The 13,805-nt window shown below is 63.1% G+C and carries 14 protein-coding genes and 1 riboswitch; of the genes, 11 read left to right on the plus strand and 3 right to left on the minus strand.

Features of this window, described 5'->3' with window-relative positions; translation table 11 throughout:
- Window positions 1-17 precede the first annotated feature (17 nt).
- From B5E41_RS07590 to B5E41_RS07600, 3 genes are all read right to left on the minus strand, one after another.
- Window positions 18-887, minus strand: a complete 870-nt coding sequence (locus B5E41_RS07590) for an ABC transporter permease (protein ID WP_088392377.1) — start codon at window positions 885-887, stop codon at window positions 18-20.
- On the minus strand, window positions 887-1,828 hold the full coding sequence (locus B5E41_RS07595; RefSeq protein WP_176439350.1) for an ABC transporter permease: 942 nt from the start codon (window positions 1,826-1,828) through the stop codon (window positions 887-889). The genes B5E41_RS07590 and B5E41_RS07595 overlap by 1 nt, the downstream gene beginning before the upstream one ends.
- 84 nt (window positions 1,829-1,912) lie before the next feature.
- Window positions 1,913-3,439 (minus strand): ABC transporter substrate-binding protein, encoded by a 1,527-nt coding sequence (locus B5E41_RS07600; RefSeq protein WP_088392379.1) that lies wholly within the window; start codon window positions 3,437-3,439, stop codon window positions 1,913-1,915.
- Between the two features lie 229 nt (window positions 3,440-3,668).
- On the opposite strand from B5E41_RS07600, the gene B5E41_RS07605 reads away from it, so the two are divergent.
- The 11 genes from B5E41_RS07605 (at window position 3,669) to B5E41_RS07655 (ending at window position 13,787) form a co-directional block, all read left to right on the plus strand.
- A complete protein-coding gene (locus tag B5E41_RS07605) occupies window positions 3,669-4,253 on the plus strand; it encodes a DUF1349 domain-containing protein (RefSeq protein ID WP_088392381.1) in 585 nt (194 codons plus the stop codon).
- Window positions 4,254-4,348: 95 nt separating this feature from the next.
- A riboswitch (TPP riboswitch) is annotated at window positions 4,349-4,445 on the plus strand.
- A 41-nt stretch (window positions 4,446-4,486) separates the two neighbouring features.
- A complete protein-coding gene (thiM, locus tag B5E41_RS07610) occupies window positions 4,487-5,290 on the plus strand; it encodes a hydroxyethylthiazole kinase (protein ID WP_088392383.1) in 804 nt (267 codons plus the stop codon).
- Entirely contained in the window at window positions 5,287-5,922 is a 636-nt protein-coding gene (gene thiE / locus B5E41_RS07615; protein ID WP_088392385.1) for a thiamine phosphate synthase, read from the plus strand. The genes thiM and thiE overlap by 4 nt, the downstream gene beginning before the upstream one ends.
- Window positions 5,919-6,752 carry a bifunctional hydroxymethylpyrimidine kinase/phosphomethylpyrimidine kinase gene (gene thiD / locus B5E41_RS07620; protein WP_088392387.1) on the plus strand — a complete coding sequence of 278 codons (834 nt, stop codon included), beginning with the start codon at window positions 5,919-5,921 and terminating at the stop codon, window positions 6,750-6,752. The genes thiE and thiD overlap by 4 nt, the downstream gene beginning before the upstream one ends.
- 214 nt (window positions 6,753-6,966) lie before the next feature.
- Entirely contained in the window at window positions 6,967-7,446 is a 480-nt protein-coding gene (locus B5E41_RS07625) for a GNAT family N-acetyltransferase (protein WP_088392389.1), read from the plus strand.
- Between the two features lie 24 nt (window positions 7,447-7,470).
- Window positions 7,471-8,487: a glycoside hydrolase family 3 N-terminal domain-containing protein gene (locus tag B5E41_RS07630; RefSeq protein WP_088392391.1), complete on the plus strand. Its 1,017-nt coding sequence runs from the start codon at window positions 7,471-7,473 to the stop codon at window positions 8,485-8,487.
- 43 nt (window positions 8,488-8,530) lie between these two features.
- A complete protein-coding gene (locus B5E41_RS07635; protein ID WP_088392393.1) occupies window positions 8,531-10,177 on the plus strand; it encodes an ABC transporter substrate-binding protein in 1,647 nt (548 codons plus the stop codon).
- Window positions 10,178-10,233: 56 nt separating this feature from the next.
- Entirely contained in the window at window positions 10,234-11,211 is a 978-nt protein-coding gene (locus B5E41_RS07640) for an ABC transporter permease (RefSeq protein WP_088392682.1), read from the plus strand.
- 1 nt (window position 11,212) lies between these two features.
- Window positions 11,213-12,091 (plus strand): ABC transporter permease, encoded by an 879-nt coding sequence (locus tag B5E41_RS07645; RefSeq protein ID WP_088392395.1) that lies wholly within the window; start codon window positions 11,213-11,215, stop codon window positions 12,089-12,091.
- Complete coding sequence (locus B5E41_RS07650) at window positions 12,088-12,891, plus strand: ABC transporter ATP-binding protein (protein ID WP_088392397.1); 804 nt, start codon at window positions 12,088-12,090, stop codon at window positions 12,889-12,891. The genes B5E41_RS07645 and B5E41_RS07650 overlap by 4 nt, the downstream gene beginning before the upstream one ends.
- A complete protein-coding gene (locus tag B5E41_RS07655) occupies window positions 12,888-13,787 on the plus strand; it encodes an ABC transporter ATP-binding protein (protein WP_088392399.1) in 900 nt (299 codons plus the stop codon). The genes B5E41_RS07650 and B5E41_RS07655 overlap by 4 nt, the downstream gene beginning before the upstream one ends.
- The last annotated feature ends 18 nt before the right edge of the window (window positions 13,788-13,805 follow it).

Raw genomic sequence — 13,805 nt, forward strand, 5'->3', positions numbered from 1 at the left:
CGACTTAGGCCGGTGGATTAAAGGTCCTTGCGAAGTCTCGGGTCGAGCATGTCCCTCAGGCCATCGCCGACCATCTGCAGCGACAGCACCGAGAGCACGATCGCCACGCCGGGAAACAGCGTCATCCAGTCGGCCTGGCCGATATATTGCCGGCCGGCGGCAATCATCGTGCCCCAGGTCGGAACTTGCGGGTCGACGCCGAGACCGAGGAAGGAGAGGCCGGCTTCGGCAAGCATGGCGCTGGCAAAGAGGAAGGTGGCCTGCACCAGGATCGGCGACAGCAGATTGCGCAGCACATGCCGCGTCATGATGTGAAAGGTGGAAATGCCGAGCGCTCTCGCCGCCTCGACATAGGGCAGCTCGCGAATGACCAGCGTCGAGGCGCGGACGATGCGGGCAAGCCGCGGCGAATAGACGATCGACAGCGCGATGATGACAGTCGTCAAGGATGGACCGAGGGCGGCGACGAGGGCGATGGCGAGCAGAATATCCGGAAAGGCCATCATCGCATCTATCAGCCGGGCGATGGGCGTATCGAGCTTCTGGAAAAAGCCGGCAAGCAGGCCGAGCGTAACGCCGATGGCGGCCGACAAGGCCACGACCGCGGCCCCGACGAGCAGCGACAGGCGGCCGGCGTAAATGGTGCGCGAGAAGACGTCACGGCCGAACTCGTCGGTGCCGAAGAAGAAGGTACCGCTCGGCGGTTTCAGCCGATTGACGATGGAAAGCTTCGAGGGCGAATAGGGAGCGACCAGCGGGGCGAAGAGCGCCAGCAGAATGAAGATCGCAAGGATGACGAGGCCAAAGGCGACGGTCTTGCGTTTCAGCAGGCGTCGGACGAACTTGCTGCCCTCGCTTTCGACCGGTTTGATTGCGATATCGGCCATCAGTAGCGCACCCTCGGATCGACCAGCAGATAAAGCATGTCGATCGCAAAATTGATCAGCACATAGAGGGCGGCGATGACGAGCAGCGCGCCCTGGATGACGGGGTAATCGCGCCGCAGCACCGCCGAGACGACGAGATTGCCGACCCCGGGCAGGCCGAAGACGGTTTCGGTAACGACGGCGCCAGAGATCAGCACCGCCGCTGTCAGGCCGAGAACCGTCAGGATTGGGATCAGCGCGTTCTTCAGCGCGTGCTTGAGGATGACCTTGCGCTCGACCAGCCCCTTGGCGCGGGCCGTGCGGATATAATCATCGCCGAGCACGTCGAGCATCGAGGCGCGGGTGAAGCGCAGGATCAGCGCCGAGGAGACGATGCCGAGGGCAAAGGCGGGCAGCGTCAGATGATACATGCGGTCCGCGAAGGTCGAGCCGGGGCCGCCATAGCCCGAAACCGGGAAGAGATTGAGCCTGACGGCGAAGAACTGCATCAGGATGAGACCGAGCCAGAAGCTCGGAATGCTGGCGGCGAACATGGCGAGCGTCGTTGCCGCCTGGTCGACGAAGGAGCCGCGCCGATAGGCGGCGTAGATGCCGATCGGCAGCGCGATGACGCTGGCGATGGCAAGCGAAAACAGCGTCAGGAAGAAGGTCGGCTCGGCGCGGTCGATGAGCGCTGACGTCACGGGCATGTTGAGGAAGATCGACTGGTCGAGATCACCCCTCAGCAGCTGGCCGATATAATAGACATATTGCAGGCCGAGCGACTGATCGAGGCCGAGCCTGCTTCTCAGATCGGCAATATCCTGCGGCGTCGCATCCGGCCCGAGCATGACGGCGGCCGGATCACCCGGCGTTACGCGCACGATGACGAAGACGATCGTGACGACGAGAAACATCACGACGATCATGCCGAAGAAGCGCTGGAGGATGTATCGGATCATGAATGCCTGGCCTTCGAGCCCTTGCGGATGCGGCAGAAAAGAAGACCGGCACCAGCCACGAAGGACCGGCGCCGGCAGCGATACTTACTTCTTGATCGAAGCGTTCCAGAAATACGGCCAGGGAGCCGGATCGACGCCTTCGAGCTTGACCGACTTTGCCGAGACGGCGTTGAAATCACCGATCTTCATGAAGGGCGCGTCGGCATAAACAGCCTTTTGGACATCAGCCCAGAGCGCCACGCGCTTCTTCGGATCGACTTCCGAGGTGAAGGCATCGACGGCGGCCTTGCGGGCCGGCGTGTCCCACCAGCCGGGCGAGCTTGTCGACAGCGAGCCGATCAGCGCCGGCTCCGGCAGGAACGGACTGTGGGTGATGTAGATATCCCAGAGCTTCGGATCGGTGCGGCGCTGCGTCAGCGTCGCCCAGTCCACCACCTGCATATCGACGGTGAAGCCGGCAAGTTTCAGATATTCGGCGGCGACCTGCGCCATCTTGTAATGAAACTCGTACTGACGGCTGGTCAGGATGCGGATCGGCTCGCCATTATAACCGGCCTTCTTGGCGGCCGCCGCCGCCCCTTCCGGATCGGCGACATTATAGGCGCCTTCGACACCGGCATCGGTCGACCAGGAGAAGCTTTTCGGGTAGATGGCGCCGTCAAGTGTATAGAAATCCGTGCTGCCGAAGGCGGCGGCCAGCATGTCTTCCATGCTGAGCGCCTGGCGGATCGCCTTGCGAACCTCGACATTTCCGGCAACACCTTCCTTCGTGTTGAAGACGAAAACAGGGTAGCCGAAGGGCTTCAGCATGACCGGCTGCGAGGCCGTCGAGCCCTTCAACTTGTCGTAGGATTCGACCGGGATCGAATCGACATAATCATACTGGCCGGAAACGGCGGCCTCGACGCGGGTATTCGGATCCGGCACCGGCACGAAGCGGATCTCGTCGAGATACTGACGGCGGGCGCCGCCATAACCATCGCTCTGGCCCTCGCGTGACTTATAGCCGTCGAAGCGAACGAGCTGGATATATTGGTCGGCCTTGCGCTCCTTCAGCATATAGGGGCCGGTGCCGATGAACTCCTTCATCGGCTCGTCCTGCTTTTCCGAGGGGATGATGATCGCCGCCGAATTGTTGAAGGCGAGCAGCGAGGTCAGCGGCGCATAGGGCTGCTTCAGCGTGATGGTCACGGTCGCCGGATCGGCAGCAGTGATCTTGTCGATGAAGCCGGCCACCTGCTTGCCGCGCGAGGCGATCTTCATCCAGCGGTTCAGCGAGGCGACGACGTCCTCCGAGGTCATGTCGCTATTGTCGTGGAACTTGATGCCGGCCCTCAGCTTGATCGTATAGGTTTTGCCGTCGGCGCTGATCTCGGGCAGGCTTTCGGCTAGAAGCGGCGTGACATTCCAGCTCTTGTCGAAGGTGTAGAGCGTCTCGAAAATATGCTGGGTGACGATGCCGACGAGATCGGCCGTCGACGACATCGGATCGAGCGTCGGCGGCTCGCCGATCGTCGCGACATTGATGACGTCACCTTTTTCCGCAGCAAGCAGGGTCGAAGGCAGGGCGACGAGCGCAGTGCCGAGCAGGAATGCGACAAGCGTTTTCATGTGAGGGCTCCCGGTTAAGTTCCGCAATTATGGAATTCATCTTTTTGTAACAGAATAAGAGATGAAGTGATCGTGTCAAGCGGAGGCCGCGGATTATATCGTGAGACGAAGGTCGGAACGGCGGAAACAGCGTCGAACCGGGAATGCGGCTGGCAGCCTGCGTGAAGCTCGCGCATGATGCGGGCGCGAAGAATCGGCAGCGCCATGGGTTCAACAAAGCGAGGATGGAATGCGCATCGAATTCAACGAAGGAACATGGCTAAACGAACCGGAAAGCTGGCAGGCCGATGCAACCGGTCTGACGCTGACAACTGGCGAAAAAACCGACTTCTGGCGGCAAACCTATTACGGCTTCACCCGCAACAGCGGCCACTTCCTCGCCTTCCCCACCGCCGACAGCTTCACCGCGCAGATCCGCGTGCAGGGCGAATTCCGCACCCTCTACGACCAGGCCGGCCTGATGGTGCGCCTCGACGAAAACCGCTGGGTCAAAACCGGCATCGAATTCACCGACGGCGAAGCCTTCCTCAGCACCGTCGTCACCAACGGCCAATCCGACTGGTCGGTCTCGCAACCCTTCAGGCAACTCGACGACTTCCACATCCGCGTCACCGTCGCAGGCGGCGCCCTTCGTATCCAGCCCTCCCGCGACGGCAACCGCTGGCCACTGCTACGGCTAGCGCCCTTCCCGGTTGCCGACCGATACGAGGTCGGCCCGACCGCCTGTACGCCGGAGAGGAGCGGATTGACGGTGCGGTTTTCGGAGTTTTCGATCGGGCCGGCGATTGCGACGGATCTGCATGATTTGAGTTGAGGAGCGCTGTGATGCGTTCAACCAGTTTTGTCGGAGGGAACGCGGAATGTCATTTTCGGGATGACAGCCGCGCCCTTCTCTGCGAAAAAGGGCGTGATGAGAGACAGGGGCGTTCGTCGACAGACGGGCTGAGAAGGACCCTTCGAACCTGAACCGGATAATGCCGGCGGAGGGAGTCGCTCGGGGATCGCCGTTGACGCTGCCCCGTGCCTGCCCCGCCTGAAAGGGGCGCCATGCAGAGCAAGAACACCTCGGGAGCCATGCTGGAGGCGATGCGCGAAAAGCCGCCGCTCGTCCACTGCATCACCAATTATGTCGCGATGAACATCGCGGCCAATGTGCTTCTTGCATCCGGCGCTTCGCCCGCCATGGTGCATGCGGCTGAGGAAGCCGGCGAATTCGCTGGCATCGCGAGCGCGCTGACCGTCAATATCGGCACGTTGTCGACGCAATGGCTCGACGGCATGCAGGCGGCGGCGAAGGCGGCTGCCTCATCAGGCAAACCCTGGGTGCTCGATCCGGTGGCGCATTATGCGACAGCCTTTCGCCGCCAAGCGGTTGCCGACCTGCTGGCGCTCAAGCCCACGATCATCCGCGGCAATGCCTCCGAGATCATCGCGCTTGCCGGCGGGGAGAGCCGCGGCCAGGGCGTCGACAGCCGCGATCCGGTCGAGCAGGCGGAGGATTCGGCCCGTCGGCTCGCGGAGCGGCAGCAGGCAATCGTCGCCGTCACCGGCGCCGTCGATTTCGTGACCGATGGCGCGAGGGCGGTCCGCATCAAGGGCGGATCGGTGCTGATGCCGCAGGTCACCGCGCTCGGCTGCTCGCTCACCTGCCTGGTCGGCGCCTTCGCCGCCACCGCGCCCGAGGATCTGTTCGGCGCGACCGTCGCAGCGCTCGTAACCTTTGCCGTCGCCGGCGAAGATGCCGCACTCGGCGCGGCCGGCCCCGGTTCCTTCGCCTGGCGCTTCCTCGATGCGCTGGCCGCGCTCGACGGCGAAGCGCTGGATGCGAGAGCCAGGGTATCGATCGCATGAAGGCTTTCGACCTTTCGCTCTATCTCGTCCTCGATCCGGATCTCTGCGCCCGGATCGGCATGGTCGAGACCGCCCGGCTTGCCGTTGCCGGCGGCGCGACGATGGTGCAGCTGCGCGACAAACAGGCAGGGACAGCACGCATGATCGAGACCGGCCGCGCCTTGAAACAGGCGCTCGGTGGCACCGGCGCCCGCCTCATCGTCAATGATGACGTCGAGGCGGCGATCGCCATCAGCGCCGATGGCTTGCATATCGGCCAGGAGGACATGGATGCGCGCACGGCTCGGGGGATGATCGGCCCCGACATGATCCTCGGCCTCTCGGTCGAGACCGAGGCGCTCGCGGCTGCCGTCGATCGCGATCTCGTCGATTATACCGGCGTCGGCCCGGTTTTTGCGACGCCGACCAAGGCCGACCACAAGCAGCCGATCGGCTTTGACGGTCTTGCCAGGCTGGTGCAGGTCTCGCCGGTGCCGTCGGTCGCCATCGGCGGGCTGAAGGCGGAGCATGTGGTCAACGTTTTGGCCGCAGGCGCGAGCGGGCTTGCGGTCGTCTCCGCCGTCTGCGGTACGCCGGATCCGCAAGCCGCAACACGCCGCATTGCCGCAGAAATCCGAAAGGCTCGCGCATGATCCGCAACGTTCTTTCCATCGCCGGCTCAGATCCATCGGGCGGCGCCGGCATCCAGGCCGATCTCAAGGCCTTCTCCGCCCGCGGCGTCTACGGCATGGCGGTGCTGACCGCGCTGACGGCGCAGAACACGCAAGGGGTCACCGGCGTGCATCTGGTGCCGCCTGCATTCGTCGCCGACCAGATCGATGCGGTCTTTGCCGATGTGCGGGTCGATGCCGTCAAGATCGGCATGATCGCCAATGCCGCCATCGCCGAGGCCGTCGCCGCCGCACTTTCTAAAGCTCTGGCCGCAGCAACCGCCAACGGACGCGGCATTCCCGTCGTCCTCGATCCCGTCATGATCGCCAAAGGCGGGGCCGCCCTGCTCGCACCCGAAGCGGTCGACGTGCTAACCCTCCGGCTGCTGCCACTTGCCACGCTGCTGACGCCGAACCTGCCGGAGGCGGCCGCGCTGCTGCACCAGCCGGTCGCGACGAGCCGGGCGGAGATGGCGGCGCACGCCGAACAGCTGCGCGCGCTCGGCCCGGCCGCGGTGCTGGTCAAGGGCGGCCATCTCGACAGCGACGAAAGCCCCGACGTGCTGGCCGCCGCCGACGGGCTGCACTGGTTCGAAGGCCAGCGGGTGCCGACCAAGAACACGCACGGCACCGGCTGCACGTTGTCGAGCGCGCTGGCGGCCGAGCTTGCCAAGGGCGCCCCGGCGCGGCACGCCGTTTCGATCACCAAGGATTATCTTGCCGCCGCGGTCGCCGCCGCCGGACACCTTACCGTCGGCTCAGGCCACGGTCCGGTGCAGCATTTTCATGCGCTTTGGAAAAACGGAGCATAAGCGCGCAGATTGACGAACATCTCGCCTCGAACGGCCCGGGTCTCCCCGGGCCGTTTTCGCCTGTGCAGCCACCCTGCATTGAGAGGGCAGCCAAAGCGGCTGCATCACCGACGACGATTGAAAATCCCTGTTGACAAGCCCGGCGAGATGGCCAAGTCTATGACATAAGAGGGATATATATTCCGTAACTACGGAATGACAGGAGGAATGTCGGGTGCCAGACCTGCTTGTGAGCCTGTATTCCGCGAAGCTTGCCGCGCTGAAACAGAGAGCCGATAACGTGGGCGTCGCCATCCGCCCGGCCCTCCCCCCGGAACTACATCTCGTCGTCAGCTGGGTTCGCAAACACTTCAGCGAGAACTGGGCAAGCGAGGTCTCGGTCGCCTTCTCCCGTCAGCCCGTCGCCTGCCTGATCGCCATCGAACACGGAACGCTTCAAGGCTTTGCCTGCTACGACACGACGGCACGCGGCTTCTTCGGCCCGACCGGCGTTGACCCGCAAGCGCGTGGCAAGGGCATCGGGCTCGCGCTGTTTTCCGCCTGCCTTCAGACGATGAAGGCCCTCGGCCATGCCTATGCCTTCATCGGCGATGCCGGCCCCGTCGATTTCTACACCCGAACCGCAGGCGCCATCACTATACCCGCCCCCGACAAGGGCATTTACGAAGGCATGCTGAGAAGCATGCCGAAATGACCATCCGATCCCGGAGCACTAGACTTGTCCTCGACCCCGCTCGCCCTTTTTGTTGGCCTTCCCAATCCGGTTCTTTCGGATGATGAATTCGCGATGTTTCGCGAGACCAATCCGCTCGGCCTCTTCGTCGGCCGGCGCAATCAGCGCGAGCCGGAGCAGACCAAGCGGCTGATCGCACGCTTCCGTGAAGCCGTCGGCCGCGACGACGCCCCGGTCTTCACCGACCAGGAGGGCGGGCGCGTCCAGCACCTCGATGCGGGCCCCTGGCCGCTCTTCCGCAGCTTCGGCCAGTTCGCCGAACTGGCGCGCCGCGATTTCGAGCTCGGCAAAAAAGCATTGCGCCTTTCCTCCCAGGCAATGGGCGCGATGATGACGGAACTCGGCCTTTCCAGCGGCTGCTCGCCCGTTCTCGACCTCGTCTTCGAGACAACGAGCGCGGTTATCGGCGCCCGATCCTTCGGATCCGATCCCGATGTCATTGCCGCCCTCGGCCGCGAGGTGGTCGACGGCCTGCTGGAGACCGGCAATATGCCTGTGATGAAGCATATCCCTGGGCATGGCCGCGCGACGCTCGACTCCCACAAAGAGCGTCCGGTCGTCGATGCCAGCCGCGAGACGCTCATCGCTACCGATTTCAAACCCTTCGTCGCGCTGAAGGACACGGCGATGGTCGCCCACGTCGTCTATTCGGCCTACGACAGGGAATCGCCGGCCTCCGTCTCCCCGATCATGCACGACCTCATCCGCAAAGACTTGGGTTACGAGGGCGTGCTGATCTCCGACTGCATCTTCATGGAATCGCTTTCCGGGTCCCTGCCGGAACGCGTCAAACATGTGCTCGACGCCGGCTTCGACATCGCGCTCCATAGCCATGGCGACATCAGGGAAAGCGAAGCAGCCGCCAAGGCGGCGCGCCCGTTGACCGACGCCGCACTGCAGCGGATCGCCGCCGGCAAGGCCCGTCTCGGCAATCTCAAGATCGACTATCGGGCCGCCCATGCCGAGGTCGAAGACATATTTGCAAGCGCGCTGGCCTCCTAACCGGCGCGCCATCTCTCACCGTATAAAAGAAGGGGAATAAAACATGAAAAAATATCTTCTTGCCGTCGCCACGCTGACGCTGCTTTCGAGCTCTGCCATGGCGCAAACGATCCTGACGGCCAATATCGAACCGGCGACGACCTGGGTTCGCAACTTCAACCCGTTCAACCAGACCTCGGCGCGCCAGTCGACGCTCGATTTCATCTATGAACCGCTTGTTATTTTCAATCGCTTCGACAGCAACAAGCCGGTCTATCGCCTGGCCGAAAGCTTCAAGCTGTCCGACGACCTGAAGAGCATCGAGTTCAAGCTGCGCCCCGACCTGAAATGGTCGGACGGCAAGCCGCTGACCTCAGCCGACGTCACCTTCACCTATGCCTACCTGAAGAAATTCCCGGCGCTCGACTTCGTCAGCATCTGGACCTTCGTTACCGACGTCAACGCCGTCGACGCCCAGACCGTGCGCTTCACGCTCGCCAATCCGAGCTCGCTTGCCGCCGAGCAGATCTCGCAGCTGCCGATCGTTCCCGAACATGTCTGGAAGGACGTCGCCGATCCGGTCACCTTCGCCAACGAGAACCCGGTCGGCAGCGGCCCGTTGACCGAGGTTCCGCGTTTCACCGGCCAGACCTACGATCAGTGCCGCAACCCGAACTATTGGGACAACGCCCACCTGAAGGTCGATTGCATCCGTTTCCCGCAGCTTGCCGACAACAACCAGATCCTGACGGCAACGGCCGACGGCACGCTCGACTGGGGCGTCTCCTTCATTCCCGATATCGACAATGTCTATGTCTCCAAGGACCCGGCGCATTTCCACTACTGGTATTCGCCGAGCAGCATGGTCGCCTTCCTGTTCAATCTGGAAACGGCGAACGAAAACAACAAAAAGGCCTTCAACGACGTTAAATTCCGCCGCGCCGTGTCGATGGCGCTCGACCGCAAGACGATGATCGACGTCGCCGGCTACGGCTATCCGACGCTGAACGAAGATCCCGGCCTGATGGGCGAGCTTTACAAAAGCTGGGCGGACCCATCCGTCAAGGCCGACTTCGGCAAGTTCGCAACCTATGACGCCGATGCCGCCAAGGCGCTGCTCGACGAGGCCGGCTACAAGGACAAGGACGGCGATGGCTTCCGCGACAATCCCGACGGCAGCAAGATCGCCTTCTCGATCATCGTCCCGAACTCCTGGACGGACTGGGTCGACACCGTCAACATCGCCGTCGAAGGCATGCAGGCGGTCGGCATCGACGCCAAGATCGAAACGCCGGAGGAAGCCGTCTGGACAGGCAACCTCATCAACGGCAGCTTCGATGCGGCGATCAACAGCCTGCCGGCCTCGGCCTCGCCCTATTATCCCTACAAGCGCGCCTTCAGTGCCTCGGAGAAGGGCAAGACCCGCTTCACCGCGCAGCGCTGGTTCAATCCCGATGTCGAGAAGCTCGTCGTCGAATTCACCCATACCGCCGACCTCGCCCAGCAGAAGGACGCGATGAACAAGGCGCAGCGCATCGTCGCCGAAAACATGCCTGTCATTCCGGTGTTCAACAATCCGAACTGGTACCAGTACAACACCAAGCGTTTCACCGGCTGGTCGACCAAGGAAAATCCCTTCGTCAATCCGTCGATCTCGCGCACCAATTCGGCGCGCCTCTTGAACCTCCTGGCCCTGGAACCGGTCAAGTAATCATCATGGTTTTCGGGGGCGGTGTCGAACGCCGCTCCCGCCACGACGGAGTTTCCATGGCTTTTCTGCTTCGCCGTCTCGTCTTCTATATGGCGGCCTTCATCGCGGCAGCGACGATCAATTTCTTCCTGCCCCGGCTGATGCCGGGCGATCCCGTGCAGATCATGTTCTCGAGCGCCGGCGCCGAATTGCCGCCGGAAAGCCTGCAGGCGCTGAAGCTCACCTTCGGCTTCGTCGACGGTCCGCTGTGGCAGCAATATCTCACCTATCTCGGCAGCATCTTCACCGGCGATCTCGGCCGCTCGATCAAATATTTTCCGTTGCCGGTCACCTCGGTGCTCGGCCATGCCCTCGTCTGGACCGTCGGCCTGATGGGAACGGCGACGACCGTCAGCTTCGCGCTCGGCACCTTCCTCGGCATCGTCGCCGCCTGGCGGCGCGGCAGCAGGTTCGATGTCGTCGTCTCCGTCGGCGCGATTTTTGCGACCTCGGTGCCGGCCGTTGTCACCTCGCTGATCGTGCTCTTCATCTTCGGTTTCACGCTCGGCTGGTTCCCGAACGGCTATGCCGCCGATCCCTCGCTCGATCCGGCCTTCAGCCTGCAGTATCTCGGCAGCGTCGCCTATCACGGCATCCTGCCGATGGTGACACTCTGCACCGTGCTGATCGGCGGCTTCACCGTCACCATGCGCAACAACATGATCAACCTGGTCGGCGAGGATTATATCGTCATGGCCCGCGCCAAGGGCCTGTCCGACCGTCATGTGATGCTCTGGTATGCGGCGCGCAACGCCCTGTTGCCGACCGTCTCCAGCCTCGCCATCGCCATCGGCACCATCCTCGGCGGCTCGTTGGTGACGGAGGTCGTCTATAATTATCCCGGCCTCGGCAATATTCTCTACCAGGCGATCCTCGCCCGCGATTACCCGGTCATCCAGGGCCAGCTGCTGATCATGACCGCGACCATGCTGATCGCCAATTTCATCGTCGACGTCAGCTATGTCATGCTCGACCCGCGGCTGAAGGGAGCGTGAGATGAAGACCCTGCTTCGGAACCGCAAGGCGCTGGTTGGCCTTCTGATCATCGCATTCATCATCATGGTCGCGATCGCAGCGCCGCTGCTGACGCAATACGATCCCACCGCCCGCACTGGGCGGCCGCACCAGCCGCCGTCGCTCGACCACATTCTCGGCACCACCCGCATCGGCCAGGATGTCTTCGCGCGGCTGCTCTACGGCGCCCGCACCTCGCTTGCCGTCGGCTTCGGTGCCGGGCTGCTGATCACCTTCGTCGGCACCGCGCTCGGCATCGTCGCCGGCTATCGCGGTGGCAAGACGGATGAGGTCATCAGCTTCTTCACCAACATGGTGCTGGTCGTTCCCAACCTGCCGCTGCTGCTGGTGCTCGCCGCCTTCATCGGCCAGGCAAGCCCGCTCGTCATCGCCCTCATCCTCGGCGCCACCTCCTGGGCCTGGGGCGAGCGTGTTACCCGCGCCGAGACGCTCTCGGTCAAGCAGAAGGATTTCGTCAAATCGGCCGAGATGATGGCCGAGCCGCAATGGCGAATCATGACCTTCGAGATCTTCCCCAACGTGATCTCCATCGTCGGCATCAATTTCATCGGCAGCGTCATCTTCGCGATCATTACCGAGGCGACGCTGGAATTTCTCGGGCTCGGGGATCCCAAGGCAATCTCCTGGGGCACGATGCTCTACAATGCTCAGAAGGCTTCGGCGCTTTCGGTCGGCGCCTGGTGGGATATTCTCACCCCGTGCTTCGCGCTCGCCTTCCTCGGCATCGGCATGTCGCTGTTGAATTTCGCCGTCGACGAGATCGCCAATCCGCGGCTGCGCACTGGCAATCACCTGAAGCGCTGGTCGCTGCTCGTTCGCTCCGGGGAGGGCCGCCTGTGACGCAGCCGCTACTCTCGGTGAGGAACCTCACCATCGATTATATCGGCGAGGAGAAGGATTTCCGCGCCGTCGACGATGTCAACTTCGATGTCGCACCCGGAGAGGTCTTCGGTCTTGCCGGCGAATCCGGCTGCGGCAAGAGCACCGTCGCCTTCGCCATCAGCCGCCTTCACAGGCCGCCGGCGCTGATCCGCAAGGAGAGCCGCATTCTGGTCGATGGCCGCGATGTGCTCGGCCTCGACCGGCAGGCGCTCGCCGCCTTCCGCTGGCGCGAAGTCGCCATGGTCTTCCAGAGCGCCATGAATTCGCTGAATCCGGTGCTGCGCGTCGAAACCCAGTTTTACGACGTGCTGCGAACCCATAAGAACATGAGCCGCGCGCAAGCCCGCGAGCGCACCGCCGAGATGCTGAGGCTCGTCGACATTTCACCGGACCGCATGCGCGACTATCCGCACCAGTTTTCCGGCGGCATGCGCCAGCGCATCGTCATTGCCATCTGCATGGCGCTCGATCCGAAACTGGTCGTCATGGACGAGCCGACGACGGCCCTCGACGTTGTCGTCCAGCGCGAAATCCTCCAGCGCATTGACGAGCTGCGTCGCAGCTTCGGCTTCTCCGTTCTGTTCATCACTCACGATCTCGGGCTGATGGTGCAGTTCTGCGATCGCATCGGCATCATGCTCGGGGGCAGGCTCGTCGAGCAGAACGATGCCGGCGCGATCTACAAGACGCCGCAGCATGACTACACGAAAAAGCTCTGGGCCTCCTTCCCCTCGCTTCATGGAGGCGTGCTGCTATGAGTGAACCCATCCTCGCCCTCGACAAGGTGACGAAGACTTTCGGCCACGGCACATCGGCCGTCCATGCCGCCCGCGCCATCTCCTTCTCGCTGCGTGCCGGCCGGGCGCTGGCGCTCGTCGGCGAATCCGGCAGCGGCAAGACCACCTGCGCCCGGATGGCGATGCGCGAGTATCAGCCGACATCGGGGCAGATCCTCTACAAGGGCCGCCCCGTCGAGGCGGCGAAATCCGGCGAGATCGCCCGCTATCGCCGATCGGTGCAGATGATCTTCCAGGATCCCTTCGCTTCGCTGAACCCGGTCCATACCATCGCCCACCATCTCCGGCGACCGCTGAGGCTGCATCGACCGGAGATCAAAGGCACAGCAATCGGCGCAACCGTCCGCGAACTGCTGCAGCGCGTCAGGCTCGATCCGGATCTCGTCGCACCGAGATATCCGCACGAACTCTCCGGCGGCCAGCGCCAGCGCGTCAACATCGCCCGCGCGCTCGCCGTTAGACCGGAGGTGATCGTGGCGGACGAACCGACCTCGATGCTCGACGTCTCGGTACGGCTTGGCGTCTTGAACCTGTTGAACGAGATGAAGCAGGAGATGAATCTTGGGCTGCTCTACATCACGCATGACATCGCCACCGCCCGTTACGTCGCCGAGGACATTGCCGTGATGTATGCCGGCCAGATTGTCGAATGGGGCAGCACCGCCCGAGTAATCGACAACCCTTTGCATCCTTACACAAGGCTGCTGCTCTCGGCCGTCCCCGACCCCGACGTCCGCTTCGACGATCCGAAGGCACGCTTGATGCCCGACGAGGTCGATGATATCCGCCGCCGTTCCGCCGCACCGCAGGACGAGATCGTCGAAGTGGAACCGGCTCATTTCATCCGAATGATCTGAGGCCATGCTTGCTGGCCT

The sequence above is a fragment of the Rhizobium esperanzae genome, assembly GCF_002204185.1.
In the GTDB taxonomy this organism is placed as follows: Bacteria; Pseudomonadota; Alphaproteobacteria; order Rhizobiales; family Rhizobiaceae; genus Rhizobium; species Rhizobium esperanzae.